General features: G+C 42.9%; 27 protein-coding genes and 1 pseudogene. 22 read left to right on the forward strand and 6 right to left on the reverse strand.

The window, feature by feature from the left end:
* Window positions 1-10 precede the first annotated feature (10 nt).
* A complete protein-coding gene (locus tag ACYH0O_RS05245) occupies window positions 11-787 on the forward strand; it encodes an AraC family ligand binding domain-containing protein (protein ID WP_482631464.1) in 777 nt (258 codons plus the stop codon).
* Window positions 788-978: 191 nt separating this feature from the next.
* On the opposite strand, the gene ACYH0O_RS05250 is transcribed toward ACYH0O_RS05245, so the two are convergent.
* Entirely contained in the window at window positions 979-1,632 is a 654-nt protein-coding gene (locus tag ACYH0O_RS05250) for a lysozyme inhibitor LprI family protein (protein ID WP_482631465.1), read from the reverse strand.
* Window positions 1,633-1,962: 330 nt separating this feature from the next.
* Here ACYH0O_RS05250 and ACYH0O_RS05255 point away from each other — a divergent pair, with 330 nt between their 5' ends.
* From ACYH0O_RS05255 to ACYH0O_RS05265, 3 genes are all read left to right on the forward strand, one after another.
* The gene (locus tag ACYH0O_RS05255; RefSeq protein ID WP_482631466.1) at window positions 1,963-2,586 is read left to right on the forward strand and encodes a DUF421 domain-containing protein; all 624 of its coding nucleotides are present in this window, start codon (window positions 1,963-1,965) and stop codon (window positions 2,584-2,586) included.
* A 36-nt stretch (window positions 2,587-2,622) separates the two neighbouring features.
* A complete protein-coding gene (locus ACYH0O_RS05260) occupies window positions 2,623-3,756 on the forward strand; it encodes a zinc-dependent alcohol dehydrogenase (protein ID WP_482631467.1) in 1,134 nt (377 codons plus the stop codon).
* Window positions 3,757-3,868: 112 nt separating this feature from the next.
* On the forward strand, window positions 3,869-4,708 hold the full coding sequence (locus ACYH0O_RS05265) for a manganese catalase (RefSeq protein ID WP_148967770.1): 840 nt from the start codon (window positions 3,869-3,871) through the stop codon (window positions 4,706-4,708).
* A gap of 62 nt (window positions 4,709-4,770) precedes the next feature.
* Here the strand turns inward: ACYH0O_RS05265 and ACYH0O_RS05270 are convergent, their stop codons facing one another.
* The gene (locus ACYH0O_RS05270; RefSeq protein ID WP_482631468.1) at window positions 4,771-5,286 is read right to left on the reverse strand and encodes a DUF3231 family protein; all 516 of its coding nucleotides are present in this window, start codon (window positions 5,284-5,286) and stop codon (window positions 4,771-4,773) included.
* Window positions 5,287-5,627: 341 nt separating this feature from the next.
* Between ACYH0O_RS05270 and ACYH0O_RS05275 the strand changes: the two genes are divergently transcribed.
* A complete protein-coding gene (locus ACYH0O_RS05275) occupies window positions 5,628-7,349 on the forward strand; it encodes an aminoglycoside phosphotransferase family protein (RefSeq protein ID WP_482631469.1) in 1,722 nt (573 codons plus the stop codon).
* A gap of 275 nt (window positions 7,350-7,624) precedes the next feature.
* On the opposite strand, the gene ACYH0O_RS05280 is transcribed toward ACYH0O_RS05275, so the two are convergent.
* On the reverse strand, window positions 7,625-7,876 hold the full coding sequence (locus ACYH0O_RS05280) for a hypothetical protein (RefSeq protein ID WP_482631470.1): 252 nt from the start codon (window positions 7,874-7,876) through the stop codon (window positions 7,625-7,627).
* Between the two features lie 262 nt (window positions 7,877-8,138).
* On the opposite strand from ACYH0O_RS05280, the gene ACYH0O_RS05285 reads away from it, so the two are divergent.
* The 6 genes from ACYH0O_RS05285 to ACYH0O_RS05310 all read left to right on the forward strand — a co-directional run bounded on the left by ACYH0O_RS05285 (window position 8,139) and on the right by ACYH0O_RS05310 (window position 14,045).
* Complete coding sequence (locus ACYH0O_RS05285) at window positions 8,139-9,410, forward strand: S1C family serine protease (RefSeq protein ID WP_482631471.1); 1,272 nt, start codon at window positions 8,139-8,141, stop codon at window positions 9,408-9,410.
* Window positions 9,411-9,594: 184 nt separating this feature from the next.
* The gene (locus ACYH0O_RS05290) at window positions 9,595-9,843 is read left to right on the forward strand and encodes a hypothetical protein (RefSeq protein WP_482631472.1); all 249 of its coding nucleotides are present in this window, start codon (window positions 9,595-9,597) and stop codon (window positions 9,841-9,843) included.
* 24 nt (window positions 9,844-9,867) lie between these two features.
* On the forward strand, window positions 9,868-10,752 hold the full coding sequence (locus ACYH0O_RS05295; protein ID WP_482631473.1) for a peptidylprolyl isomerase: 885 nt from the start codon (window positions 9,868-9,870) through the stop codon (window positions 10,750-10,752).
* Window positions 10,753-10,889: 137 nt separating this feature from the next.
* Window positions 10,890-11,762, forward strand: a complete 873-nt coding sequence (locus ACYH0O_RS05300; protein WP_482631474.1) for a hypothetical protein — start codon at window positions 10,890-10,892, stop codon at window positions 11,760-11,762.
* A gap of 185 nt (window positions 11,763-11,947) precedes the next feature.
* Window positions 11,948-12,652, forward strand: a complete 705-nt coding sequence (locus ACYH0O_RS05305) for a winged helix-turn-helix domain-containing protein (protein ID WP_482631475.1) — start codon at window positions 11,948-11,950, stop codon at window positions 12,650-12,652.
* Entirely contained in the window at window positions 12,642-14,045 is a 1,404-nt protein-coding gene (locus ACYH0O_RS05310; RefSeq protein ID WP_482631476.1) for a sensor histidine kinase, read from the forward strand. The genes ACYH0O_RS05305 and ACYH0O_RS05310 overlap by 11 nt, the downstream gene beginning before the upstream one ends.
* A gap of 130 nt (window positions 14,046-14,175) precedes the next feature.
* Here ACYH0O_RS05310 and ACYH0O_RS05315 read toward each other — a convergent pair whose 3' ends face one another.
* Window positions 14,176-15,111 carry an iron-hydroxamate ABC transporter substrate-binding protein gene (locus ACYH0O_RS05315; protein ID WP_482631477.1) on the reverse strand — a complete coding sequence of 312 codons (936 nt, stop codon included), beginning with the start codon at window positions 15,109-15,111 and terminating at the stop codon, window positions 14,176-14,178.
* A 271-nt stretch (window positions 15,112-15,382) separates the two neighbouring features.
* On the opposite strand from ACYH0O_RS05315, the gene ACYH0O_RS05320 reads away from it, so the two are divergent.
* Window positions 15,383-16,363: a DUF1835 domain-containing protein gene (locus tag ACYH0O_RS05320; RefSeq protein ID WP_482631478.1), complete on the forward strand. Its 981-nt coding sequence runs from the start codon at window positions 15,383-15,385 to the stop codon at window positions 16,361-16,363.
* A gap of 25 nt (window positions 16,364-16,388) precedes the next feature.
* Here the strand turns inward: ACYH0O_RS05320 and ACYH0O_RS05325 are convergent, their stop codons facing one another.
* Entirely contained in the window at window positions 16,389-16,559 is a 171-nt protein-coding gene (locus ACYH0O_RS05325; protein ID WP_482631479.1) for a hypothetical protein, read from the reverse strand.
* 298 nt (window positions 16,560-16,857) lie between these two features.
* Between ACYH0O_RS05325 and ACYH0O_RS05330 the strand changes: the two genes are divergently transcribed.
* From ACYH0O_RS05330 to ACYH0O_RS05360, 7 genes are all read left to right on the forward strand, one after another.
* A complete protein-coding gene (locus ACYH0O_RS05330) occupies window positions 16,858-17,265 on the forward strand; it encodes a YbaN family protein (RefSeq protein ID WP_482631480.1) in 408 nt (135 codons plus the stop codon).
* 28 nt (window positions 17,266-17,293) lie between these two features.
* The gene (locus tag ACYH0O_RS05335) at window positions 17,294-17,476 is read left to right on the forward strand and encodes a hypothetical protein (RefSeq protein ID WP_262481860.1); all 183 of its coding nucleotides are present in this window, start codon (window positions 17,294-17,296) and stop codon (window positions 17,474-17,476) included.
* 458 nt (window positions 17,477-17,934) lie between these two features.
* Window positions 17,935-18,141, forward strand: a complete 207-nt coding sequence (locus ACYH0O_RS05340) for a hypothetical protein (RefSeq protein WP_482631481.1) — start codon at window positions 17,935-17,937, stop codon at window positions 18,139-18,141.
* Entirely contained in the window at window positions 18,134-18,511 is a 378-nt protein-coding gene (locus ACYH0O_RS05345) for a hypothetical protein (protein WP_482631482.1), read from the forward strand. Before ACYH0O_RS05340 ends, ACYH0O_RS05345 begins: the two co-directional genes overlap by 8 nt.
* 345 nt (window positions 18,512-18,856) lie before the next feature.
* On the forward strand, window positions 18,857-19,531 hold the full coding sequence (locus ACYH0O_RS05350; protein WP_482631483.1) for a lysoplasmalogenase: 675 nt from the start codon (window positions 18,857-18,859) through the stop codon (window positions 19,529-19,531).
* Window positions 19,532-19,657: 126 nt separating this feature from the next.
* Entirely contained in the window at window positions 19,658-20,203 is a 546-nt protein-coding gene (locus tag ACYH0O_RS05355; protein WP_482631484.1) for a sigma-70 family RNA polymerase sigma factor, read from the forward strand.
* On the forward strand, window positions 20,196-20,846 hold the full coding sequence (locus ACYH0O_RS05360; protein ID WP_482631485.1) for a hypothetical protein: 651 nt from the start codon (window positions 20,196-20,198) through the stop codon (window positions 20,844-20,846). The genes ACYH0O_RS05355 and ACYH0O_RS05360 overlap by 8 nt, the downstream gene beginning before the upstream one ends.
* 45 nt (window positions 20,847-20,891) lie before the next feature.
* Here ACYH0O_RS05360 and ACYH0O_RS05365 read toward each other — a convergent pair whose 3' ends face one another.
* Complete coding sequence (locus ACYH0O_RS05365) at window positions 20,892-21,182, reverse strand: hypothetical protein (protein WP_482631486.1); 291 nt, start codon at window positions 21,180-21,182, stop codon at window positions 20,892-20,894.
* 568 nt (window positions 21,183-21,750) lie between these two features.
* Between ACYH0O_RS05365 and ACYH0O_RS05370 the strand changes: the two are divergent.
* The 3 genes and pseudogenes from ACYH0O_RS05370 to ACYH0O_RS05380 all read left to right on the forward strand — a co-directional run.
* Window positions 21,751-21,879 (forward strand): annotated as a pseudogene (locus tag ACYH0O_RS05370) (antibiotic biosynthesis monooxygenase); the annotation flags it as partial.
* Between the two features lie 240 nt (window positions 21,880-22,119).
* Window positions 22,120-22,518, forward strand: coding sequence for an Rrf2 family transcriptional regulator (locus ACYH0O_RS05375; protein ID WP_482631487.1), 399 nt, complete (start codon window positions 22,120-22,122; stop codon window positions 22,516-22,518).
* A 212-nt stretch (window positions 22,519-22,730) separates the two neighbouring features.
* Window positions 22,731-23,633: an NAD(P)/FAD-dependent oxidoreductase gene (locus ACYH0O_RS05380; RefSeq protein WP_482631488.1), complete on the forward strand. Its 903-nt coding sequence runs from the start codon at window positions 22,731-22,733 to the stop codon at window positions 23,631-23,633.
* Window positions 23,634-24,051: the final 418 nt, after the last annotated feature.

Raw genomic sequence — 24,051 nt, forward strand, 5'->3', positions numbered from 1 at the left:
GGTGAAAAAATTGGAGAAATTCATTTATAAAAAAAGGGCAGACATTACCGCATTGTCAGCAAGTATTAATGAATTTTCATATAAAAAGCACGCCCATGAAGAGTATGCCATAGGTGTAACAATTCGTGGCATCCAGCGCTACAACTTGGATGGCAGCTTGCAACTCTCCTATCAGAACGGGGTGATGCTTTTTAACCCGGAACAGGCACATGACGGAATGGCCAATGATGAGTCCGGCCTTGATTACGTGATGTTATATATTAAGCCGCAATTGCTTTTAGAAGCCCTTGAGAAGAAGGATATGATACGTTTTCCTTCTCCGATTGTATATGATGATAGACTGAAACAAAGCATTTTAAATCTCGCTCATGGGATATTAGCTGATAAAGACGATGCGTTTTGTAGTGAACTATTTTTATCTCTAACGGATAGTCTCATTAAAACCGATCTTTCTACAGAAATGAAGAAAGATAACACCTTAATAAAAAAAGCGAAAGATATCCTTCATGCCCATTTGGCAAGTGGGCTTAAACTGGATGATATATCTAAAGAGCTCGGTTTATCGAAATATCAGTTCATCAGACTATTCAAGGCACATACAGGAATTTCCCCGTATCAGTACTATCTTAACGTCAAAATAGAACATGCTAAGCAAATGATAGAGAAAAGTGGAGATATTTATTCAGCAGTAGCTGAATGCGGATTTGTAGATTTAACGCATTTAAACAAACACTTTAAAAATGTATATGGTACAACGGCATTTGAATATAGTTCCTATCTAAATTGAGTGAGGAACCCAAGAGACATTCCTTTTGGTACCTTGCCTTGCTAAAGGATTACGCTATGACTCAGTTGAGATGACTGGGTTTTCTTTATGTGAAAAACGCAGAAACCGGTGGACCAAGGTACCTGTCCCTGTGGTTCAAAGGCGAAAAGAGAGGAAGTCCTGATAACTTCCTCTCTTTTCGCCATCATTATCTAATCCCTCATATACTCATTCACCAACTCATAACACCGATCCTTCGTCGACTCATATAAAGAGATGAGTAAAGCCACATTTTCAAACGTACCACCTTCATACTTCAGTCTTTCTTTCTCAGCTTTTTCTTCTTTCTGTTCGATCCATTTTAATTGTTCCGCTTTTAACTCCTTCATGACCTCTGGAGAAAGCTCTTTTTTCAGAAGTGAATAAATCTCATTTAATGCATTGTCATATTTGTCGTAAGATACTCCATAATAGTTTTTCATCGCGTTTGTGACACCTTTATCTGAATCCTTTTTATACGGCATTGCATCCATCTCTTTTTGGATGTTGTCCAGTTTGTTCAGATATTCTTTTCTTCCCCCTACTTTTGATATGGCAGTCGGATCTTCCTCCTGAATACTGTCTACCTGGACGTTGCTATCTTCCATTGATGATTCTTCCGATTGATTCTCCTCGTTGTTATCGGATTCCACTGTGCTTTCTGTAGATGAATCATTGGATTGAGAAGAATCATCTGTACTTGCTGGAATCGTATCAGACTCAGATTGATTAGATGCATCCTCTTCAGGTGAATGGCTACATGCAGACATGAAGACGAATAACATGGTTAAAAAGGATACCACAATAAACATTTTCGATTTCTTCATTTTTACAGCTCCAATTCCTTGTATAAAATGTACTATATGGTTTATTTTAACATATCTGGAAATAACCTTCTAACCTGTTTGGATTCGATTGTTCTGCTCCGCGGGGACGGTTCTTATGATGCTTTCTCCATAAATATGAAAGTTTTATTTATGAAATGGTTTATAACAATAAAAATCAATAGGTGTGGAATTTACCATGGTACCTGTCCCTGTGGTTCTTCGAATAACTCCATCCTTGTAGGAAAAGCTAATCCAGAACACACCTTTATCCCTCTTCAGTCTGAGAAGAGGGTTTTTGGCGATGAAAAGGTCGAAAGGATGGAATGTGTAATGGATTGGGATTGGATTTGGAAAGCGATTCTTATTGTTGTGGCGGGGACCTTATTGTTACGAGTCGCCGGGAGGAAGTCGATTTCCCAGATGACGCTTGCACAGACGGTCATTATGATCGGAATCGGGTCATTATTAATTCAACCGGTAGCTGGAAAGAATATCTGGACCACGATAGGTGTCGGGCTTGTCCTTGTCTTAACGCTGATGGTCATGGAATATTTGCAGGTGAAATCAGATCGTGTAGAACAAATGATCACAGGAAAATCAAAGCTTCTCATGGAAAATGGCATATTGATTGAAAAGAACTTTAAGAAGCTACGAATGACGGTTGATCAACTTGAAATGAAATTAAGGCAGCAGGGAGTCAGTAAACTTTCGGATGTGAAATGGGCGACGCTTGAGCCGAATGGACAAGTCGGGGTGGAATTGATGCCCCAGGCGAAGCCGGTGACGAAGAAAGATTTCGAACAACTCCAGGCCGAAGTGCAGAGACTGATCAATATGCTCGATGTCCCACCCACAGCAAAGAGGCCAGTCAGTCAGGAGGTGGGAGGGGAAGATATATTTAAAGAGATCAAGCAGAAGTCTTCCGTTAATCCTCCACCAAAACACCTTGAGTAGTAAAAGTAAGAATCTTCGAATGGAGGAAGGAATCTCATGAAAGCAGTCACGTATCAAGGAAAGAATTCTGTAGCCGTAAAGAAAGTGGACGACCCGCGGATACAAGATTCACAAGACGTCGTTGTCAACATTACATCCACAGCCATCTGTGGATCCGATTTGCATCTTTACCAAGGGAATTTCCCACTTCCGATCGGGTACGTCATTGGACATGAGCCGATGGGGATCGTGGAGGAAGTCGGAAAAGATGTGACCAAAGTGAAAAAGGGAGACCGTGTCATCGTCCCTTTCACTGTGGCGTGCGGGACATGTCACTATTGTGAGCATCACTTGGAAAGTCAATGTGATCATTCGAACCCCCATTATGACTCTGGAGGACTGTTCGGATACTCTGAGAAGTTCGGTAATTATCCCGGGGGACAAGCGGAATATCTCCGGGTTCCATACGGGAACTACACCCCTTTTTTAGTACCGGAGGATTGTGAACTGGAGGATGAGCAGCTTCTCTTATTATCCGATGTTTTGCCGACAGCTTACTGGAGTGTAGAGAATGCCGGTGTGAAAAAAGGGGACACGGTCATTGTTCTCGGATGCGGACCGGTCGGATTGATGGCCCAGCAGTTTGCCTGGAAAAAAGGTGCTGAGAGAGTCATAGCCGTCGATTATTTCGATTATCGCTTACGTCACTCGAAGAAGATGAACCATACGGAGACCTTTGATTTCACCCAATACGATGACATGGGAGAAACATTGAAGGAGTTGACCAATGGCGGAGCAGATGTGGTGATCGATTGTGTCGGGATGGATGGGAAGAAGTCGCCTCTTGAATACGTGGAGCAGAAATTGAAGTTGCAGGGAGGAACGATCGGACCGATACAGATCGCCACCAAAGCAGTCAGGAAGTGCGGAACGGTTCAACTGACCGGGGTATATGGCGGGCTTTATAACATGTTCCCCCTAGGTGCATTCTTTGCCCGTAATGTTACGTTGAAAATGGGACAGGCACCTGCGAGAGCCTATATGGCCCCTCTATATGAACAAATCGTCAAAGGGGAAATCGACTCCACTTCCATCATCACACATATACTTAAGCTTGAGGAAGCGGCAAAAGGGTATCAACTATTTAACCAGAAAGAAGACGACTGCATCAAAGTCATATTGAAGCCTTAACGGTAAGAAGGAGGGATTTAGTGTCCCTCCTTCTTTTTGTTCACGGGACACTATGAGCTTACATAAAGTGGAAGAGTGTTGTAAAAGAGAGATTGACAGAGGGGATGAGACTGTGTTTTACCATATTAAAGAGCTTCAGTATGAGGCAAAACCATGCAAGCCAAACCCGGCTTATGCAAACCAGCTGCAAGAAATTCTTGGTGGACAATACGGGGAAATTTCAGTTATGATGCAATATTTATTCCAGGGATTCAACGGACGTGCGGACAAAAAATTCCGTGATTTGTGCCTGGACATCGGGACGGAGGAAATCGCCCATGTGGAATTACTGGCCACCCTCATTGCCCGCCTGCTGGATGGTGCCCCCGTATCTGAACAGGAAGCGATGTATAAGAGTAATCCGGTTCTCGCGGCAGCGATGGGGGGAATGAATCCACAGCATGTGATTGTGAGCGGGTTGGGTGCGATGCCGGTGGATAGTGTGGGAAATCGCTGGACAGCGTCATATATCGGTGCAAGCGGGAACCTCCTGGCCGATTTCCGTGCCAACTTAACGGCAGAATCAATGGGCCGGTTGCAGGCAGTGAGACTGTATGAACTGAGTGATGACCCGGGTGTCCGTGATACGCTTTCCTTCTTGATCGCCCGTGACACGGCTCATCAGAATCAATGGGCTGCAGCCATCGCGGAACTTGAGGAGCGTGAAGGGGATATTGTCGTACCGACGACGTTCCCGAGGGAGCTTGAGAAGCAAGCGGTTTCTTACGATCTTTATAATCTATCCAGAGGGGAAGCGAGTGCCGAAGGACGATGGGCGAGCGGCCCGAGCATGGACGGGAAAGCGAATTTCCAATATATCAGTGAGCCTGGTCCATTCGGATCGAAACCTAAACTAGCCCCGGCTCCTAAATATGTACATGATACCGTTCCGATGCCCCCAATGATGAAATAACTAAAAAGATTCTCAAGATACTGGAATGTCACAGCAGCATGAGAATCTTTCCAATTCAGTGATTACTCACAATGTTCATTTTTGTTTTTGTGAAGGGGTGGAGGGATCAACCATCCCTTTTCTTTGTTTAACTTAAGTACTTTAGCACCCATCTGCGCTTTTTGCATATGAAATTGGCCGAACATCATCGCCACATCTTCACGGATGCTTTGTCCTATGATTGTGCTACATGCAACTAAGCCTGAAGCGATATTAGCAGATAACCCTGCTGCAACGGCAGGATCCGGCATGCGGGCACCTGTCGGAATATCATCAAGGCAGGCATGTGGAGGCTCTGGAGGTGTTGGAGGCAATCCAATCCCATTTTCCTTCAGAAGTTTTTCTACTTGCTTGATTTCTTCTTGCCCACCCTCGATGCTGTCCTTCAGTAACTTTTTCAGATCATCATCTCCGGCATGGTTAAGCTGCATCTGATATCCTGCAACAGTGGCTTTAGCCGTCAACAAATAGTTCCACGATCCAAATACTTCACCATAATGCAATGGTTCTTCCTGTGGATTCCCGCTTAAAATACCCATAATCATCCTCCTGATTGTCATATTGTGCCGCCTTTCAAAGTGAATGTTTCGAGCACAATGAGTATTTTCTCACTAATTAGATGGAAGTATGTATGTGATTTTTTACATTTTTTGTATATTTTAAAGAGGGAACGGTTCTCATGCTGTAGAAAAGTCCATACATCGCACAGCATCGGAAATCTGACTTCGGAAATAGTAAGCTGACGAGAACGAAAATTCATGATCATTCCTATATCTTTATGAGTCATCTGTTGGTAAAATTAGGATATCACTTAAACTAATCATCGTTTTTCATTATGTATAATTGAGCAAGGAATTCACGGCTAACAGGAGGTCTCGCCATGATTGATATCAAAACTGACTATATATTTAAAACGATCAAACCGATCAACAAGGGCTGGTCGAGTGATAAGAAATATTTTATTGAAACGGTGTCGGGTGAAAGACTGCTGCTTCGGACAGCGGACCGTTCAGAATATGAGAGAAAGAAGAGCGAGTTTGAAGCGATGAAGCGTTTGGCTGAAACGGGAGTACCCATGTCGAAGCCGCTGGAGTTTGGTACGTGTGACGATGGCGATGGGGTGTATACTCTTTTTACGTGGTGTGACGGGGAAGACGCGGCGGATATGCTGCCTAAGTTGACCAATACGGAGCAATACGTGCTCGGGCTGAATTCGGGTCGTTATCTCCGGGAAATCCACTCGATTCCTGCGCCAGCTGATCATGAGAAGTGGGAAACGAGGTTCAATCGCAAAGCGGACAGCAAGATCAAGCAGTACCAGGACTGTCCGGTGAAAATCGAAAACGGCGATCGAATCATTAAGTACATAGAGTCAAACAGGCATCTCCTGCGAGGACGGCCGCAAACGTTTCATCACGGGGATTATCACGTGGGGAATATGGTCATATCGCAAGAAGCAGAACTTTCCATCATCGATTTCAACCGGCATGACTTCGGTGATCCGTGGGAAGAGTTCAACCGCATCGTGTGGAGTGCTTCTGTCAGTCCTCATTTTGCGACAGGGCAGCTCAACGGCTATTTCAACGGACGGCCGCCGGAGGAGTTCTTCAAGCTCATGCTCTTTTACATAAGCAGCAATATGCTGTCGTCGGTTCCATGGGCCATGGCGTTCGGGGAAGAGGAAGTGGCCGTCATGAAGGAGCAGGCGAAGGAAGTGCAGGGCTGGTTTGACGGCATGGATAATCCAGTGCCGACATGGTATTTGGAAGACTTTTATATTCAGTACATCCATCAGACACCATACAAATTAAAGTCTCCTTTCGATTTCTCTTTTATAGAAGAATATGGGGAGGTCTTCAAGGTGTATGACGATCAGGACTCCGGAAATATCTGCTTCGGGGTAAAAAATGGCGACCAGAAAATGTTTATAAAATTCGCCGGGGCCAAGACAGCGCGATTTGAAGGCAAACCGGAAGAGGCGGTCGCAGAGTTGAAGGATGCCGTAAAGGTTTATGAAGATTTGGCACATCCCCATTTGGTCAAATTGCTTCGTTCGGAAGAAATCGGCGGTGGATTTGCCGCCATATTTGAATGGACAGACGGAGAATGCATGGGGAAGATGTATCCCCTGTCCAGGGAGAAATTTATGCAGATGCCGGACAGCACAAAAATGGACGTATTCCATGACATCCTCGACTTCCACATTCATGTGATGGATCAGGGGCATGTGGCCATTGATTTTTATGATGGCAGTATTCTGTATGATTTTTCAAAAGATGAGACCCTGATTTGCGATATCGACCTCTATTCCAAACGCCCCTATATCAATAAAGTGGGCAGGATGTGGGGATCCTCCCGATTCATGTCACCGGAGGAATTCGAACAAAGGGCTGTGATCGATGAAATCACGAATGTGTATCTGATCGGAGCCACCGCCTTTGCGCTGTTTGGTGGGGAGAAAGACCGGTCCATCGATAAATGGCGACTGAGTGAGAAGTTATATAGAGTGGCCTTGAAAGCTGTGAGCGATGATCGTGAGAAGCGTCAGCAGTCGCTGGTGGAGTTTAAGAAGGAGTGGATCAGGGACGATCTTGGAATATAGGTCCGTCCCTGTTGTTTTCCCGTTAAGGTGTTATGAAAATTCACCGAATGTCTCAATTGAAAGGGACGGACCTCCGCCTTTTTCAGGTGTGTTCCCCGACATGATGCAGCTCAGTCACCACTTTTTGTAGGAAATCAACAGCTTGTTTCACTCAACCACCATTCAATGGGTGGTTCTTTTTTTAGGCTGTTTTCCCATAAATTGGTGCTTTCAATTATAGAACAGGAAATGTTTAAGAAGTATTGAATAAAGGGAAAAAAGCCGTCAATTAATGACTATTTTGTAGGAGTGATTTTTCTTTTTCGCTGAATAACCAGAGCAACTATTACAATTAAAAACCAAAGTAAAAACACACAAGCATAATAGGGGTAGGAAGACGAATTAAAGGCATAAATAGTTTTGTCAAATATTGAGGGGTCTTTCTTAAATTCAATTGCGTAGCTTCCTACAATTCCACTAAAGAATGAAAAAAATAAAAAACCCAATGAACTTATAACAAGGTGAATGATGTAAATAAGTTTTTCCATTTGGTTTACCCTCCATTAAATAACTCATCTTCCTCTTTGGTGTAATTTTACACTGAAGAGGGAGATTGTCAATTATCATTAATGCTTTCATAACTAAAACCACAAACTTTACGAAAATAGTTTTTTTACAAAAATCACCCTCCCCATTCCAAAAAACTTCCCACCCTGTACACACATTGTTAATAGTTTCGTAATATTTTCCCTCTAACATGAAATCAACAGAAAGGTTCAACAGTGCAAAATCAATAGAGGAGGAAATTACATGCTAGAACATAATAATCAAAATGAAGAAATGAACTATACGGAAACAAACGATACAGAAGTCATTCAAAAAGAAGAGATGCAACGGACTCCAAAGCCGAAAAAGCCGTTTAAAGGAAGAGGGTTTCTATCCACGTTGGGTGCCGGGATCATCGGTTCGGTCCTGACAATGACGGTATTGCCTCAAACCGATTACTATCAGAACCTCGCTCAGTCGGGCATCGAACAATCAGCAGGTGACAACGGGCAGATAGAGACTTCGGGAGATTCAGGAATCAATCCTACAACGGTTTCAACGGGTAGCGGCGATGTGACAAATATTGTGGAAGATGCCTCTGAATCGATCGTCGGAATCGTCAATTATCAGCAGCAGAATGGCATGGGTGCTTCACAAGAAGCTCAAGCAGGGACAGGTTCAGGGGTTCTCTTCAAGAAAGAAGGGGACAGTGCATATATCATCACCAACAACCATGTCATCGAAGGGGCTTCCAAGATTGAAGTGTCTCTCTATGATGGTGAAAAGACCGATGCGGAGCTGATCGGAGCAGATCCACTGACGGATCTTGCCGTATTGAAGATCGATGGGAAATATGCGGACAATCTGTTGGAAGTGGGGGATTCCAGTGCATTGCGTGCTGGTGAACAGGTGATAGCGATCGGGAACCCACTCGGTCTCGATTTATCAAGGACGGTTACACAAGGGATTGTCAGCGCCGTCGATCGTACCATTCCAGTACAGACATCTGCTGGTGAATCTGAATTGAATGTCATCCAAACAGACGCGGCCATCAATCCGGGTAACAGTGGAGGGGCACTCTTGAATTCAAAGGGAGAGTTGATCGGGATCAACAGCGCGAAGATCTCGAACTCCGGTGTAGAAGGGCTCGGGTTTGCCATTCCAAGTAAGGATTTCCTGCCGGTCGTCGATGAAATCATCGAAACGGGGAAAGTGGAGCGACCGTATATTGGGATCGGAATGACGAATCTTGCCGATGTTCCGCGCCATTACCTGCCGGATCTGCCTAATGAAGTAGAAGGAGGTGTAGTCGTCGCGAGTATCGATCAAACATCAGCGGCAGCTGAAGCCGGTGTTAAAGAGGGTGATGTCATTACGGAGCTGAACGGAAATGCAGTAGCGGATGTGGCCGACTTGAGAAGGCAGTTGTACGGTGACCTGAAAGTAGGGGATAAGATCGACCTGACCATCTTCCGGGACGGTAAAGAAATGAAGGTCAGTCTGACTCTTACTAGTAATGCAATGATGAATGGATAAAGTTGTGGTCTGGAGAGTGCCTGGTACAAAGTGAGTGGAATGTACCAGGCACAGATCAAGTGAAATGTACCAGGTACAGGTCAAGTGAAATGTACCAGGCACAGAACAAGTGAAATGTACCAGGTACAAATCAAGTGAAATGTACCAGGTACAGATCAAGTGAAATGTACCAGGTACAGAACAAGTGAAATGTACCAGGCACAGAACAAGTGAAATGTACCAGGCACAGAACAAGTGGAATGTACCAGGCACAGAACAAGTGGAATGTACCAGGTACAGATCAAGTGAAATGTACCAGGTACAGATCAAGTGGAATGTACCAGGCACAGAACAAGTGAAATGTACCAGGTACAGATCAAGTGAAATGTACCAGGTACAAATCGACCAAACTGTACCTGGCACCAGAAACAACAATCGAAAAGAATACAAATAATTAAAGATAAAGGAGTACGGGTGAGTGGATAAAAAGAAGCGTTCGATCACATTATGGAGTGTAATAGGAGGCGTTGTCGTCGTCGGCACGATGCTTGTTATGTTCGGCTTTTCGAAGGATGAAGTGGTGGCAAAGGTGGGGGACAAGTCGATCAGTAAAGAGGACTTGTATACGACGCTTGTGGACCAGTATGGGGATGCAGCCCTGGATACTCTGATTGCCGAGAAGATTGTGGAGCTTGAGAGTGACGAGAAAAAGATCACAGTCAAGGACAGTGAGATCGAGGAGGAACTGGAGTCGCTCAAAGATTCCTATGGGGGCGAAGAGGCATTTAATGAGGCATTGGCCTCAAGTGGAGCGAGTCTTGATAGTGTCAAAAAGAATGTCCAATCGTTTTTGTTAACTGAAAAGTTGCTGAAGGACAGAGTCTCGATTTCGGATGATCAGATAAAGGAATATTTTGAAGCGAATAAAGAATCGTTTGCACAACAAGAGCAGGTAGAGGCAAGCCATATTCTTGTAGAAGATGAGGAAACGGCAAAGGAAGTGAAGAACAAGCTTGATGACGGTGGAGATTTCGCGGAGCTTGCCAAAGAATACTCTACTGATACGTCCAATGCCGAGTCAGGCGGAGAGCTAGGTTTTTTTGCAAAAGGTGAAATGGTGACGGAATTTGATGATAAGGCGTTTGCCATGAAGAAGGGTGAAATCAGTGAGCCAGTGAAGACGGAATTTGGCTATCATATCATCAAGGTGACGGATAAAAAAGAAGCGAAAGATGCGGTTCTTGATGATCATAAAGAGGAAATAAAGGATATTCTGTTTGATCAGGCACTTCAAACGGAGTATGGGACTTGGCTTGAGGAACAGAAAGAGGAGTACCAAATCGAAAATTTATTGAAAAGTTAATGATCCGGCAACTGTTTGTTCATACATTGGTCATAACTTCTGGAGAAAATGACAGGGCATGGGATTGAATCTTGACTTCATCGTCAGCTACATAGATGGGTTCGATCCCTGCAAAACCAATAAAGGAGGAAATAAAAATGAATAAGAAAACACTAACGTATGTACTGACAGGTGCCTTATCTATCGGGATCCTCGGGGCTATTCCAGCCTTTGCTGCCGAGGAGGATACGGCGAAGACGAACGAATCGGCGGTTGTAAGCGGAAAGTCGGAGTTTGGCGGACATCGTGGCGGTGGGCATGGGAAGTTCCATCTGAATGAGGAACAGTTGAAGGAAAAAGCAGAAGAACTTGGAATCGACAGCACCGATAAGGATACACGAGAACTTGCCAAAGAGATCATGGGTGCTGAACTCGAAAAAAGAGCAAAAGAATGGGGCATTGAAACCGAAGGAAAAGATCACCGTGCCGTCATGGAAGAAATCCGGCAAGCGGAACTGAACGAAAAAGCGAAAGAGCTGGGCATTTCCACTGATGGAAAAGACCAGGAAGAGCTCTCTAAAGCGGTAAGGGAAGCACTAGTTAAACAAAAAGCTAAAGAACTTGGAGTGGAAACTGAAGGCAAGGATCTGGATGAACTTGCAGATGAAGTCAGGGAAGCAGCACTTCTGAAGCAGGCAAAAGATCTTGGAATTGAAACAGAAGGAAAAGAGCATCATGAATTGAAAGAAGAGATATTCGAAGCGTCTATTCTAAAAGCTGCTAAAGAACTGGGAGTTGAAACAGAAGGCAAAACGTCGAAGCAACTGATGGAAGAGATCATGACCAATCATGCCGACGAAGCGAAGAAATTGGATTTCTTCCCTTTCAATAAAGAAAAGGGTTTCTTTTTCCACAAGGGCGGTAAGGGCCATCATGGTGGTCCAGGCCATGGAAAAGGTCCTCATGGATCTGCGCCTGAGACAGAACAGAGTGAGGAACCGGCAGCCGAATCTCCAAGTGACACATTATAAGGATTGGAATCCCCGCCAAGTGAGCGGGGGTTTTTCGTTAGGAGGAAACAATAGAATGAATCAGTCAAAACGGCTATACTTTAGATAGGGAGCCATGGGGACAGGTACCTTGGCACAGTCTTGGATAGGAGCCACGGTACCTGTCCCCATGGTTCTAGAAAGAAGTCGGGAAAGGAGCGATGTTGATGAACGTGCTGGTAGTAGAAGACAATAAGAGTGTCACGTCGATGCTTGAGATGTTTTTTATAAAAGAAGGGATTCAAGGAGAATTTGTCCACGACGGGGCTGATGGGTACCGGCGTTATAAGGAAGGTGAGTGGGATCTGGTCATCCTGGACTGGATGCTGCCGGGGATGGATGGCGTCACCATATGCAGAAAGATCAGGGAGGATGGGTCCAAGGTCCCGGTCATCATGCTGACGGCGAAAGACAGTGAATCGGATCAAGTGCTCGGGCTCGAACTCGGAGCCGACGATTATGTAACAAAGCCCTTCTCGCCCCTTGCCCTGATGGCAAGGATACGGGCTGTTACGCGGCGGTATCAAGGGGAGAAAAACAGTGGGGCAGGAACTCAGGATGTTTCGACGACAGACTTTCAAATCAGTAAGGAAACCCGTGAAGTCATTCTGAAAGGCGTTCCCCTTACGAATCTGACACCGAAAGAATTTGAATTGCTCTATTACCTATCACGACATCCGCGTCAAGTGTTCTCGAGGGAGCAGCTTCTCGAGCGGGTATGGGGATATGATTTCTACGGGGATGAGCGGACGGTCGATGTGCATATCAAGCGGCTACGCAACAAAATCGGCAGCAAGGAAAAGCCGTATCTACATACGGTCTGGGGAGTAGGATATAAATTCGATGAGACGGCGGCCGGGGATGAAATTTAGGTATCTTTATCAGCTGCTTCTCAGTCATACAAGCGTACTCATCATCGCCTTCATGATACTCGGTCTCCTGTTTTCCCAGTATGTCGAGAATCTTGTCTACGAAAATAAGGTCACGGAACTCAGGTCATATGGGGAGAAAATTTTATCAGACCTTGAAAGACCAAGCCCGAGAAGACCTCTCTATCTGGAGGAGTACAGCAGCTTGCTTCATGCCCGGAACATCGATGTGATCACGTTCAATCGCCAGGGGGAGGTATCATTCTCAAGGGGAGGGGTGTACCCGCGGATTGAGCTCTCCAAAGAAGAGTGGCAAAAAATCGAACGCGGTGAAACCGTCCCCCTGAAAAAAGATTTCGGCCGGTTTGACCAGGCTGTATCACTCGTCATCATGCCCCGGATCATCAATGATCAGCTGGCTGGCGGATTGATCCTGATTGCCCCGATCAGCGGCTCGAGGGAAATGCTGAGTGAGATCAATAAATATCTTCTATATATCGTGCTCCTGTCACTGGCGATTTCACTCTTGATCAGCTTGTTCTTATCAAAGCTCCATGTGAAAAGGATTCAGCGGATCAGGGATGCCACTTCCCGTGTGTCATCCGGTTATTACGATGTTCACGTCCCAAGCTCCAACTTCGATGAAATCGGCGATCTTGCCGAAGACTTTAATGAAATGGTCACGAAACTCCGGGCATCCAAAGAGGAAATCGACAGCCTGGAGAACCGGAGAAGGCAATTCATGGCGGATGTATCACACGAACTGAGAACACCGCTGACCACGATTCGCGGTGTCATCGAAGGAATCAGGAACGACATGATCCCCGAAGAACAGAAAGAGAAGAGCTTCGGTCTCGTAAGCGAGGAAACGAGACGGTTGATCAGATTGGTGAATGAAAACTTGGACTACGAAAAAATCCGTTCCAACCAGGTAGCGATCACGAAAGTAACCTTACCTTTACTGGATATCTTCGAAGTCATCAAGGAACAGCTCGACTTGCAGGCTGAAGAAAAGGGGAACGAAATTAGGGTGGTTGCAGATTCCGGAGCCACGGTACATGCGGATTATGATAGGCTCATCCAAATTCTGATCAACATCACGAAAAACAGCATTCAATTCACCTCTGGAGGAACGATCACGTTAAGGGGCTCCTCTTCCGGGACAGAAACCTTCATAGAAATCGAAGACACCGGAATAGGTATGGATCCCGAAGAAATCCAATCGATTTGGCGCAGGTTTTATAAAGCGGACCTGTCCAGGACGAATAATCCCTACGGTGAATTCGGTATCGGACTCTCCATCGTGAAGCAATTGGTGCTCATGCATGAGGGGACGATTGATGTTTTTAGTGAGAAAGGGAAGGGGACGAAGTTTGTGATTCGGCTGCCGTTGTAGGTAGTGGTGCTTGTTTCGACCAAGGGGATAGGTACCATGGCCATTTTCGTCATGATTGACTAAACAAGGGAAATAAAAAAACCGCATGGACTCCAACAATCAATCCATGCGGTTTTCATATGTTGTAAGATTAGTTCAGCTCTTCAAGAAATGCTTTTTTAAACACATCCAGAAGATATTCCAGTGTGATTGGATCACTATACGTGATCGCTTTCGTATCTAATTCTATGACTCTATTGTTTTGAACGGCAGGGATGTTCTTCCATGTCTGAGTTTCCAAAAATGAACCGTCACCGTCCTGGTTTTTACTAAGGACGATATAATCTCCCGCAAACTCCGGAAGGACTTCTGTACTTAGTGCAAAGTAGCCTGGTTCTAATGCATTTTCTTTCACTTTTTCAGGCATTTCCAGTTTCATTGTTTGATATAATAATTCGGTGCCGCGAGCCCAGTTATTCCCAAATACATAAGCTGACTTCGTATCGTATTCAAAGACCGATACAGTGGCATCCTCACCGATTTTTCCTTTAATCTCTTTCCCTGCTTCTTCCGCACGGGTAGTGAAATCTTCAACCCAATCTTTGGCTTCCTGCTCTTTATTAAGGAGCTTACCGATTTCGATTTGCTGTTCCAAGTAATCCAATTTCCCCCACGTGTAGGCAACCGTAGGAGCGATTTCACTCATTTTATCAATGTTTTTCGAGTGGGAACCCACTATGATAAGATCTGGATCCAGCTCAACGATTTTCTCGATGTTTTCTTCAGATACTACTTCAATTCCCTCCAGCTTCTCTTGAAACAGGGGATTCATATTCGTCCATTCATCGACGCCGACAATTTTTCCTTCCAAGGCAAGCACGTTTGGAGCGTTCGAAAGCGCCACAATACGGGTAGGATTCGCAGGTACCTCAACAGGACCGGTTTCTGATTGATATGTAATGGTTTCTGATGCTGTTTTCTGATTCGCATTCTCTTCCTTTTGTTCAGTCATTGCCGTCTCGGTGCTGCCACAAGCCTGAAGAATAAAGATTGCCAAGAGCAGAAACGGGATGAGTATTTTTTTCAAGTTGTTTTCCTTCTTTCTAATTAATATTGATAATCATTCTCATTATAGTACTAAATATACAGAGAACGATTATCATTGTCAATAAAATTTATCAGTGATTCTAAAGTTTGGATTTGGATGATGGCTTTAATGGGAGGGGGCTTTTTTAAAAAGGATCATTAACGGTTTGGTTTATTGGTACATCTGGGTTAACGTGGAGCTCCTTTTGGATTTTTTATGATATCATTACAAAATATGGATAGATTTTTCTATGTTAAGGCGGTGAAATAAATTGATTGATCAATTAAAAAAACTAGTGGAGCATTCAACGGAGGACGAAGTGAAATCCCTGCTATTCCACATGCTATTACGAATCAATATGGCGGAAGAGACAGAGCAAGCCCAGCTGGTGAAAGATTTGAAGAACACCTATCGTGGTTTTGTGGAGTTTAAAAGAAGTCAGGCTGAGACGGAAAAGACCTATCGAGCCGTCCATATCCTATTCGGAGATTCTACTTCCGGTAGTTTGAAAATAGCGTTAAAAGAAAGGGACGAGAGAGAGGTAAAGGTGCTCTCTTTTTCAGATGTGTTCTCCATCGGTCCGGTTTGGAAACTGCATGAAGAACGGGGGCTTCGACACCGGTATGAATGGCTCAATAATCACATTCTGTTTGAAGGTGATGATCTAACGGAACACCATGAAAGGTTCAATGAAACGATCTCGAAGATTGAGGCGATTCCTGACCATATCCCCATTACGATTTGGGCCGGGGGAAATGCTCACGAACAAACTGCAATGCGGTATGTTCTGTATCTATTAAAAGAAAAGCAAAACGATTTATTTATCATGAATACTACCCATTCTCATACCTTGCGCACCGGAGAACTTTCACCAGAAAAAGTAGGGATGCTGTATGGAAAAAACTCTGCTCCATTGAATAAAGAACAAAGATTAGCATACGAAGAAGAGTGGCAAGAGCTGTCTGCCACACAGGAAATTCTGAGAATATGGGAGAATGGCGAAATAAAAAGGGTCCGTGAAGATTATTATGATCAGTACATCATCCATACAGCTGAAAAATTACATAAAGAGCTGGAGAATCATGGGTTCATGAAATCAGCGCGACTTATAGGTGAAGTGCTGGGACATGTGGATCAATATATCGATGACGGATATTTTGAGTATCGAGTAAGGCATTTAATCATGAATGGCGTATTTGAGATCGAAGGGGTTCCGAAAGCGATGAGGTTTTATAGTGTGAAACTTAAATAGAAGGGGCGGTCTTTCACGCCCATAACTAATCCTGAAGCTTCTTATCCAGCTTGTCAGAAATGCATTGCAGGATCCGGTTCTTCTCTTGCTGGATCTTCAGGAATTTCATCAAGAACCAGATGATGAATACAATGGGGGCCAGGTAAAACAAAAGGGTCAATAGCGGGAAAATGCTAAACAGGACATGATTGGACATGGATGGGTCTCCTCTCGGTTATTGGATAATTATAACATAAACGTAGATACATGCTTTTTTATAGTCTGAGATTTTCCTTTTTTGAAAGAGGAGGAGAAAGATTGAAACAGAGCTACAGATTCTATTGTCACTTTCTTATAGTAATAGCGTCAGACCTTTTCCACATCCACCCGTCAATCGCCACACAATTAACATAAATCACCTAATCCACTAACCGGACCTTCCTGTTATAGTTATAGTACAATGGATGGAAGTAGAAATATGTCTATTAATCTAGCGATGGTAGGGGAAATCAATCATGACACTGAAAAAGATAAAGAGCATCCTGTTTATGCTGCTTGGTTCGATATCCCTGGTGTTCGGGATTGCCGGCACTGTACTTCCGGTTCTGCCGGGTGGCCCGTTTTACTTATTTGCCGCGTATTGCTTTGCGAAAAGCTCCAAGCGGATTGATCGTTGGTTTAAGAGCACAGTTATATATGATAAATATGTTCTGGCCTTCCTTCAAAAGAAGGGGATGACCCGGAAAGAGAAGATCAGGATCAACGTGACGGCTGATTTCTTTATTCTCCTCTCAGTAGTGTTCGTCGATATCCTGTTCGTTCGGATCATCTTAATTGGGCTCGCTTTATATAAACATTATTATTTTATAAAAAAAATCGAGACGATATATCCGAAGTCATATCAGGTGGAAAAGAGCCAGTGAGTAATGAACCAAGGAGTTACTAGAGACAATGCTGAAGAGTTATCAATTAAAAAGTGATTTCAGAGGGTTCAAAAAGGGAGCAGATTTCTATTTAATTGCTGAATCTGAGTATATTGGCATCAAGGAGTTTGTTTTACGAACGAAAGACTTATCCACAAGAATGATTATCTCTGAAAGGGAAATGGAGAAATATTTTATTCCTTTGAAATGATACTGTAAAAGATTCGTCGATGAGACGAGTCTTTTTTAATGACAAGATAAAGAACATTCGACAACCTGGCATGATTATGAACGAAAGTGGCATGATTAATGGAAATCCGGCACGATTTTTCTAAAACCGGCATGATTACTTCAAATCCGGCATGAATGTCCTCGAAACCGGCATGATTAGTAAGCGAAGGTTATCTTCACTCCATGATTCAACCCCAAGACCGGCCTGAGCACCCATGTAATATCGATTTTCCAGCTAAAACAGACAATCTTAGGGTTCTTCCATCGGAAAGTTTAAAATATCGATAAGTTTGAGGGGATATGCAAAGGAATTGCATCTGTGCTCCTTAAATGCAGCCAAGCCCCTTTGCCCTTTTTGTGAATAGGTATTGCCCAACACTATAACATTTGAAATAATTGACATTAATCATACATAAAGAGTAGTGAGGGGGAAACCAAATGATGTATTTTTTTCTTTTCGTCGGAATTCTAGTCCTTTACTTTGGCATTAGAATTTGGATTGGTTCCAGGAAGATGGAGTTTTATGGAGATAGCATCAAGAATACGTCCCGAAATTCCAGGGATGAAGCATACGAAAAGTCCGCCCGGCATACCCAACAAGCCATGAATTCGAATCACCATTCAGGTGGAAGTCCCAATGTTTAAGGGGAATGGGAAGTTTCATTTAAAAAGAATCATGATTCTTCTTGTAAACTTGATCACAGTGCTTTCATTGTTAGGATGTGCGGATGATGGAACGGGAATCATTGAAAGTGAGAAAGCTGAAGCCATTGCCATGGAACAATTTGAAAAAGATGTAGAGGAACATAATGAATCAAGCTTTAAAAAAATCAGTATGGATGACGTTGAACTCCTTTCAAAAGAAACCCATTTCAGTAGTGATTCAAAGGCCTGGGAAATAACGTTTAATTATAAGGATGGGCTCACTAGGGAAGGCTCAGTAACCAACTCGATTGCTCATTACAGTGTAGGGACAGGGGGAGAAATCATTAAAAAGTCAAATTCATTCAAATGAAAGACGCAAGGACCACGCATCTTTTGAATGGTTTTTGCGTTCATTTTTTATAAGAAAGGGGTCGGCATCAAGAAAATTCGACACGGAGGACCAATATGTGAATAAGAGGCTTAATAAATCAGATCCCAGCATGATTAATCTGAAACCGGAATGATTATTTCAAATCCAGCACGATTATAGCCCAAACCAGCACGATTATAGATCTCCCTGTAAAAGAGAAGCTGGTTCACATACTAAAATAAGATTCAACTAGATATTTATCCTGCCCATAGAAGGAATCCCCTCCCAAAAACAAGTATATATATGTCAATGGACTAAAAAAATTGCATAAACAGGATGTGAACGATGTTGAATAAATGGATCCTCCCAACTCTGATTGGAATCATGGCCGCAATCTACATATTCATCATTCCCCAAGAGCCATTAGCATTGAAAATCGTCTTTAAGCTGATTCCGATGCTACTCATCATTCTCTACGCATTCCGTCAGCTGCCCTTCAAACCAGTTCCGGCCATGCGCCTCATCATCATCGGCCTGTTTTTCTGCATGTTGGGCGATGGGTTTATTGCCGTGTCATTTGTTGCCGGGCTTGGAGCCTTCCTGGTGGGACACGTCTTCTATTTGATGGGCTTTATCAAAATGCCCCGTCTAAACATGACGCACCTCGCCGCCTTACTGCCGATTGGGTTGTATTCCTTCATCATCGGCCGACAACTGATTACCGCGCTCCAAACTGAAGGAAATGATGGGCTCGTGATCCCGGTTATTGCCTATATGCTGGTTATTTCCCTGATGGCACTAACCGCCATCCTGACCGAAAACCTATGGGCAACTGCCGGTAGCATCCTGTTTGTCATCTCGGACTCCATCCTGTCATGGAATATGTTCGTTTCAGCCATCCCTTATTCGGATGTCCTGATCATGACAACCTACTACTCGGCGCAGTTCTTGATTGCCAAAAGCCTCGCAAGCTTAAAGAAGTCAGTCGGGCATGAAGAGGGAAGAAGTATGAATATGTAAACAGCGTTTGCGCCTGTCGAGAGGTCTCGCCAGGCGTGTTTTTTTGACAAATTGTAAAAAAATCCAAACTTTCTCTATATAAGAAACGTCTTATTTAGTGAAGATACATACAAAGCAGGTGAGTGTTTGAAAACCGGAATTATTTCTAAATCCGAGAAAGATCGACTACTAGAGAAAGCCATGACGGAATACGGAAATGATGTTTATTATATTGTTTATTCCTATGTGAAGGAGCACAGCCTGGCTGAAGATCTGACACAAGAGATATTCATCAAGTTTTATCAAAAGATGGGTACCTTTCGCGAGGATTCCTCTCTCAAAACATGGATCATCAGCGTGGCTGTCAATCATTGCAAAGATTATTTAAGACGGTGGGATACACGTATGGTCAGTATAACGAATAAAATCAATGACATGGTCAAAGGAAAGATGGGCGCGCCGGAACAAACCGTGATCGAGAAGGAAAAGAATTCAGAGCTGATCCAAAGCGTGTTGTCCCTTCCCATCAAGTATCGGGAGGTCATCTTTCTATATTATTTTGAAGAAATGAAGCTATCTGAAATCGGGGCCTGTATGGATTTGAACACCAATACCGTGAAGACACGGTTGACAAGAGGGAAAGCGCTACTCGGTTCAACGATTAAACGGAACGAGGTGTATAACAATGGATGAGCTTAAACGTTTGCGTGGTCTGATGAAAGAAGAAACGTTCAAAGGGCATGGATTTACCAATAAAATGAGGGAAAATATTTTAAACGAGATTCATTCTAAGCGGCCAAAATCGTTCACCTTCAATAATAAACCAGTCCTGGCTCCGTTGATGTCCTTTTTATTCGTTGCGGCATGCCTTTCTTTATTCGTTTATTTCGGTGGGACCCAATTGGGACTCATTGACGGAAATAATGCTAGTGCACCTTTTTACCAATACGAGGCCAAAGATCGTCCCGAATCCCTCGGAGATGAATTCAAGTTTCTCACAAAGGCTCCATTTGAAGTAGAGAAGGTCACGACGGAAACAGGTGAGGATCCTTCAGGAAAAATAGAATTGGTGACCTTGACGGGAAAGGAAAGACAAACGATCAAACTGACGTTTCAATCCATTGAAGCAGAAACCAATCTAACCTTGTCTCAGGATGAAGTGAAAGTCGGTCAATCCAAAGGTAGCTATTATGAGTCTGAAGGTCCGGCAAAGGTCAGCCACCTGACATGGATTGAAGGGGATACCATCAAATACGAAATGGAATATTTTCCAGGGGGATCTGACGTCACTTTGTCCAAAAAGGATATGATTAAGATGGCTGAGTCGTTTCGTTAATCAAAGAAAAGGATGACAGATCCCAAATCCATCATCCTTTTCCCCTTAATATGTTCCATACACAACCTTAACGATGTTTCCGTACTTGTTATAGGTCACTTCTTTCCACTGATCCCCACCGTTTGCACTTCGATACATGATGATGGAATAGCTGCCTGAAGTTCTCCGATAATACTCCATCCAGGTGACTCCCCCTTGGCCGCCGCCATCTTCTATGACCTTTGTACTGTCATTCTCGGCTGCGAATGTCTGCGTCACCCCTACGGCAGCACCAGCAGAAAGAACCAGTGAACACGCAACCACATACTTTACTGAACATTGAAGGAAACCTAACACTATTGCCATCCCCTTTTGTTAATAAATGTAATTGTGTAGTCAATCATACTACAAATATCATTATCTGGATTAGGTCTAATTCTCTATTAATCGGGAGTGATGACCACTGAATAGGACGATAGCTTTATGATTCTAGTTGAGATATAAATATTTTAATAATTCAATTTCACTTAGTTGTGTGAAATTGGTGTCATTGAAGTGATGAATAAAGGATTGTGTGATTTTGAATATTTTGAAATAATTGGTATTTAGTTGAAAGACAGTTGTTGAGAATTCATTGAATTGAGGTGGAGTTGTGTCTAAATCCTTTTGGCAACCGTTAATTGCCGCAATTGGAACGATGGTATTGCTATACGTAATTGGTTTTATAGGAAATATAGATTTCCTTGTGTTCAAAATTTCACTCTCAAACACTGAAATTGCTTTATTACCAATCGCTATCGGGATAGTAGTGGCAATTGTTAGTGACCGGATTGTTAAATCCAGGTCTCTAGAATAGGGGGAATCATCGGGACGGTTCTACTGCTTCGGAAGCAAAAGAACCGTCCAGCCGGCGTATTATGTCCTAATATTTCCTTCAAAGCGAACGGAAGGGGATAGAGGCTATGGGGGAATGGCAGAAAAAATGGTGGATTAAGCCTCTCAACAGAAGGGATTCTTAGGCATAGAAAGTGCAAGCGATAATGAGTTGGGAATTAGGAGTCTTTAGATGCAATAAAGAGTTGGAAAGTTCCAGAATAAGAAATGCTCTTTTTCTTTATGAAAGGGCCAGATTTGTGAGGAAAGTTTTCAATACAATTTAAGATTTATACTAAATATAGGGTCAAAATGGTGAAGAATTTTTCGTCTGCATTCTTATTTAGGAAGCAGTAGTCTTGACAGATAAATATATTTAAGGATATTGTAGATATAATAAATCTATAATAGAGGTGTTAACATGAAATTTTCAAAAGCGACTAATTATGCTTTACACACCATGCTTTCTCTCGTTACTGCTTCTTCGATTGAACCTATAGGTGTCCAGAAACTGGCAGAATCCCAAGGTGTTTCAACAACGTATCTGTCTAAAATTTTAACCAAACTCGTAAAAGCAGGAATGATTGAATCAATTTCCGGAGCTCATGGAGGTTATCGATTATCTCGTCTAAAAGATGATATTACATTTTTAGATATCATTCACGCCATAGAAGGTACAGCTTCCTTATTTGAATGTGATTTTGTTCATGGAGATGAATGCTTAATTCAAGCCGAAATGAAAGAAGCAGAAGAAAAGATGAAGCAACATTTAAAAGAAGTTAACTTAGTGGACATAGCTCAAAAGCAAATGGGAATTTAACATAAGTCATTTTTTTAGTTTGCTTTAAAGATGAATATTTTCGTTTAATAATAGATTTAATGTATCTTTGATGTATTTTGGGGTGGATGATGAATTATTCTACACTCTTAAGAGCACCATCAATCTATATACCTTTAATTCTTTAAAAATGGAATCTTTTGTTTAATTACAGATATAATATATCTATATTATCTATTTAGGTGGTGTAATTTATGATTTATGAATGTGCGATTATTGGAGGAGGCCCTGCAGGGTTGAATGCAGCCCTTGTACTCGGGAGAGCAAGACGAAGTGTAGCATTGATTGATAATAATCAGCCTAGAAATGCTGTGACGCATGCCACTCACGGTTTCATTACAAGAGATGGTATAACACCGTCCGAATTCCGTCGTATTGCTTATAGAGAATTGTTGAATTATCCTTCTGTCAATCATCTACAAACTGAGATAGTTTCAGTCAACAAAACAGCTATGGGATATGAAGTAGTCGATATATCGGGAATTTGTATTCGGACAAAAAAATTAATTGTGGCAACAGGGGTAAAAGAGATTTTTCCTCACATCGAGGGCTTTTATTCGTTCTATGGAAAAAGTTTGTTTAATTGTCCTTATTGTGATGGATGGGAACTGCAGGATCAGCCGATTTTCGTTGTTTCTGAAAATCCATCTATCTTCCATATGGCGAAACTGCTCTTCAATTGGAGTAAAGATTTGGTTGTTTGTACAAATGGTCTTACACTTTTATCGGAAGAGCAAAAAAAGCAACTGCAATCAAAAGGGATTACTATGATAGAGAAACCCATTCTAGCCTTTACCGGACAAAACGGTAGATTGGAACATATTCGCTTTACAGATGGAACTAGCACTGCGAGAACTGGAGGCTTTGTCATGCCACAATTTGTTCAAAGCGCACCGTTCAGAGAGCAGTTGGGGTATGAAATGACAAAGTCGGGTGGGATCAAAACAGATGAATCAGGAAGAACCTCAATACCTGGTTTGTATTCTGCTGGAGATGCTTCCTATGTAAAACCATCTCAAGTGGTTTTTGCAGCAGCTGATGGGAGCCGTATTGCTATGACCGTTAATATGGATTTAACAGAAGAAGAGTTTGAATGACATCCAAACCTTTTAAAGATTGTTTTAGTCTATGTATTTCCTTAGTTGTTAGCTCACTATTTTGTTTTTTCTAAGATCGTATATTGAAAATTCATTTCCTTGGACTTCTTGCTAATGAACATTATCGATATGATGAAAAAGTTCTTTACAATAGGCTCTTTTCGTAAAGTTTGTTGCTATTTTAATGAAGAAAGTAGTAGTTGATTTCCGCTACAGGATGCTCGCTTTCCGCGGGGCTGGCGGTGAGCCTCCTCGGCTCCGCCTCCGGGGTCTCACCTGTCCAGCTATTCCCGCAGGAGTCGAGCATCCTTCCGCTCCAATCAACTATCTGAGCATGTATCCTTAATAGAAATCAATAAAAACAAGAATTTTAGCAAACAACCTTATTTAAGGTGAGTACAGATTGATTTCCCTTTTA

The organism is Rossellomorea sp. H136, assembly GCF_056838065.1.

Coding starts and splice junctions, on each gene's coding strand:
- ACYH0O_RS05380 (WP_482631488.1), top strand. CDS start 22,731: ATGATTTATGAATGTGCGATTATTGGAGGAGGCCCTGCAGGGTTGAAT.
- ACYH0O_RS05285 (WP_482631471.1), top strand. CDS start 8,139: ATGCTAGAACATAATAATCAAAATGAAGAAATGAACTATACGGAAACA.
- ACYH0O_RS05305 (WP_482631475.1), top strand. CDS start 11,948: ATGAACGTGCTGGTAGTAGAAGACAATAAGAGTGTCACGTCGATGCTT.
- ACYH0O_RS05335 (WP_262481860.1), top strand. CDS start 17,294: ATGCTGAAGAGTTATCAATTAAAAAGTGATTTCAGAGGGTTCAAAAAG.
- ACYH0O_RS05275 (WP_482631469.1), top strand. CDS start 5,628: ATGATTGATATCAAAACTGACTATATATTTAAAACGATCAAACCGATC.
- ACYH0O_RS05345 (WP_482631482.1), top strand. CDS start 18,134: ATGTTTAAGGGGAATGGGAAGTTTCATTTAAAAAGAATCATGATTCTT.
- ACYH0O_RS05280 (WP_482631470.1), bottom strand. CDS start 7,876: ATGGAAAAACTTATTTACATCATTCACCTTGTTATAAGTTCATTGGGT.
- ACYH0O_RS05350 (WP_482631483.1), top strand. CDS start 18,857: ATGTTGAATAAATGGATCCTCCCAACTCTGATTGGAATCATGGCCGCA.
- ACYH0O_RS05330 (WP_482631480.1), top strand. CDS start 16,858: ATGACACTGAAAAAGATAAAGAGCATCCTGTTTATGCTGCTTGGTTCG.
- ACYH0O_RS05340 (WP_482631481.1), top strand. CDS start 17,935: ATGATGTATTTTTTTCTTTTCGTCGGAATTCTAGTCCTTTACTTTGGC.
- ACYH0O_RS05270 (WP_482631468.1), bottom strand. CDS start 5,286: ATGGGTATTTTAAGCGGGAATCCACAGGAAGAACCATTGCATTATGGT.
- ACYH0O_RS05325 (WP_482631479.1), bottom strand. CDS start 16,559: ATGTCCAATCATGTCCTGTTTAGCATTTTCCCGCTATTGACCCTTTTG.
- ACYH0O_RS05260 (WP_482631467.1), top strand. CDS start 2,623: ATGAAAGCAGTCACGTATCAAGGAAAGAATTCTGTAGCCGTAAAGAAA.
- ACYH0O_RS05310 (WP_482631476.1), top strand. CDS start 12,642: ATGAAATTTAGGTATCTTTATCAGCTGCTTCTCAGTCATACAAGCGTA.
- ACYH0O_RS05300 (WP_482631474.1), top strand. CDS start 10,890: ATGAATAAGAAAACACTAACGTATGTACTGACAGGTGCCTTATCTATC.
- ACYH0O_RS05375 (WP_482631487.1), top strand. CDS start 22,120: ATGAAATTTTCAAAAGCGACTAATTATGCTTTACACACCATGCTTTCT.
- ACYH0O_RS05250 (WP_482631465.1), bottom strand. CDS start 1,632: ATGAAGAAATCGAAAATGTTTATTGTGGTATCCTTTTTAACCATGTTA.
- ACYH0O_RS05255 (WP_482631466.1), top strand. CDS start 1,963: ATGGATTGGGATTGGATTTGGAAAGCGATTCTTATTGTTGTGGCGGGG.
- ACYH0O_RS05360 (WP_482631485.1), top strand. CDS start 20,196: ATGGATGAGCTTAAACGTTTGCGTGGTCTGATGAAAGAAGAAACGTTC.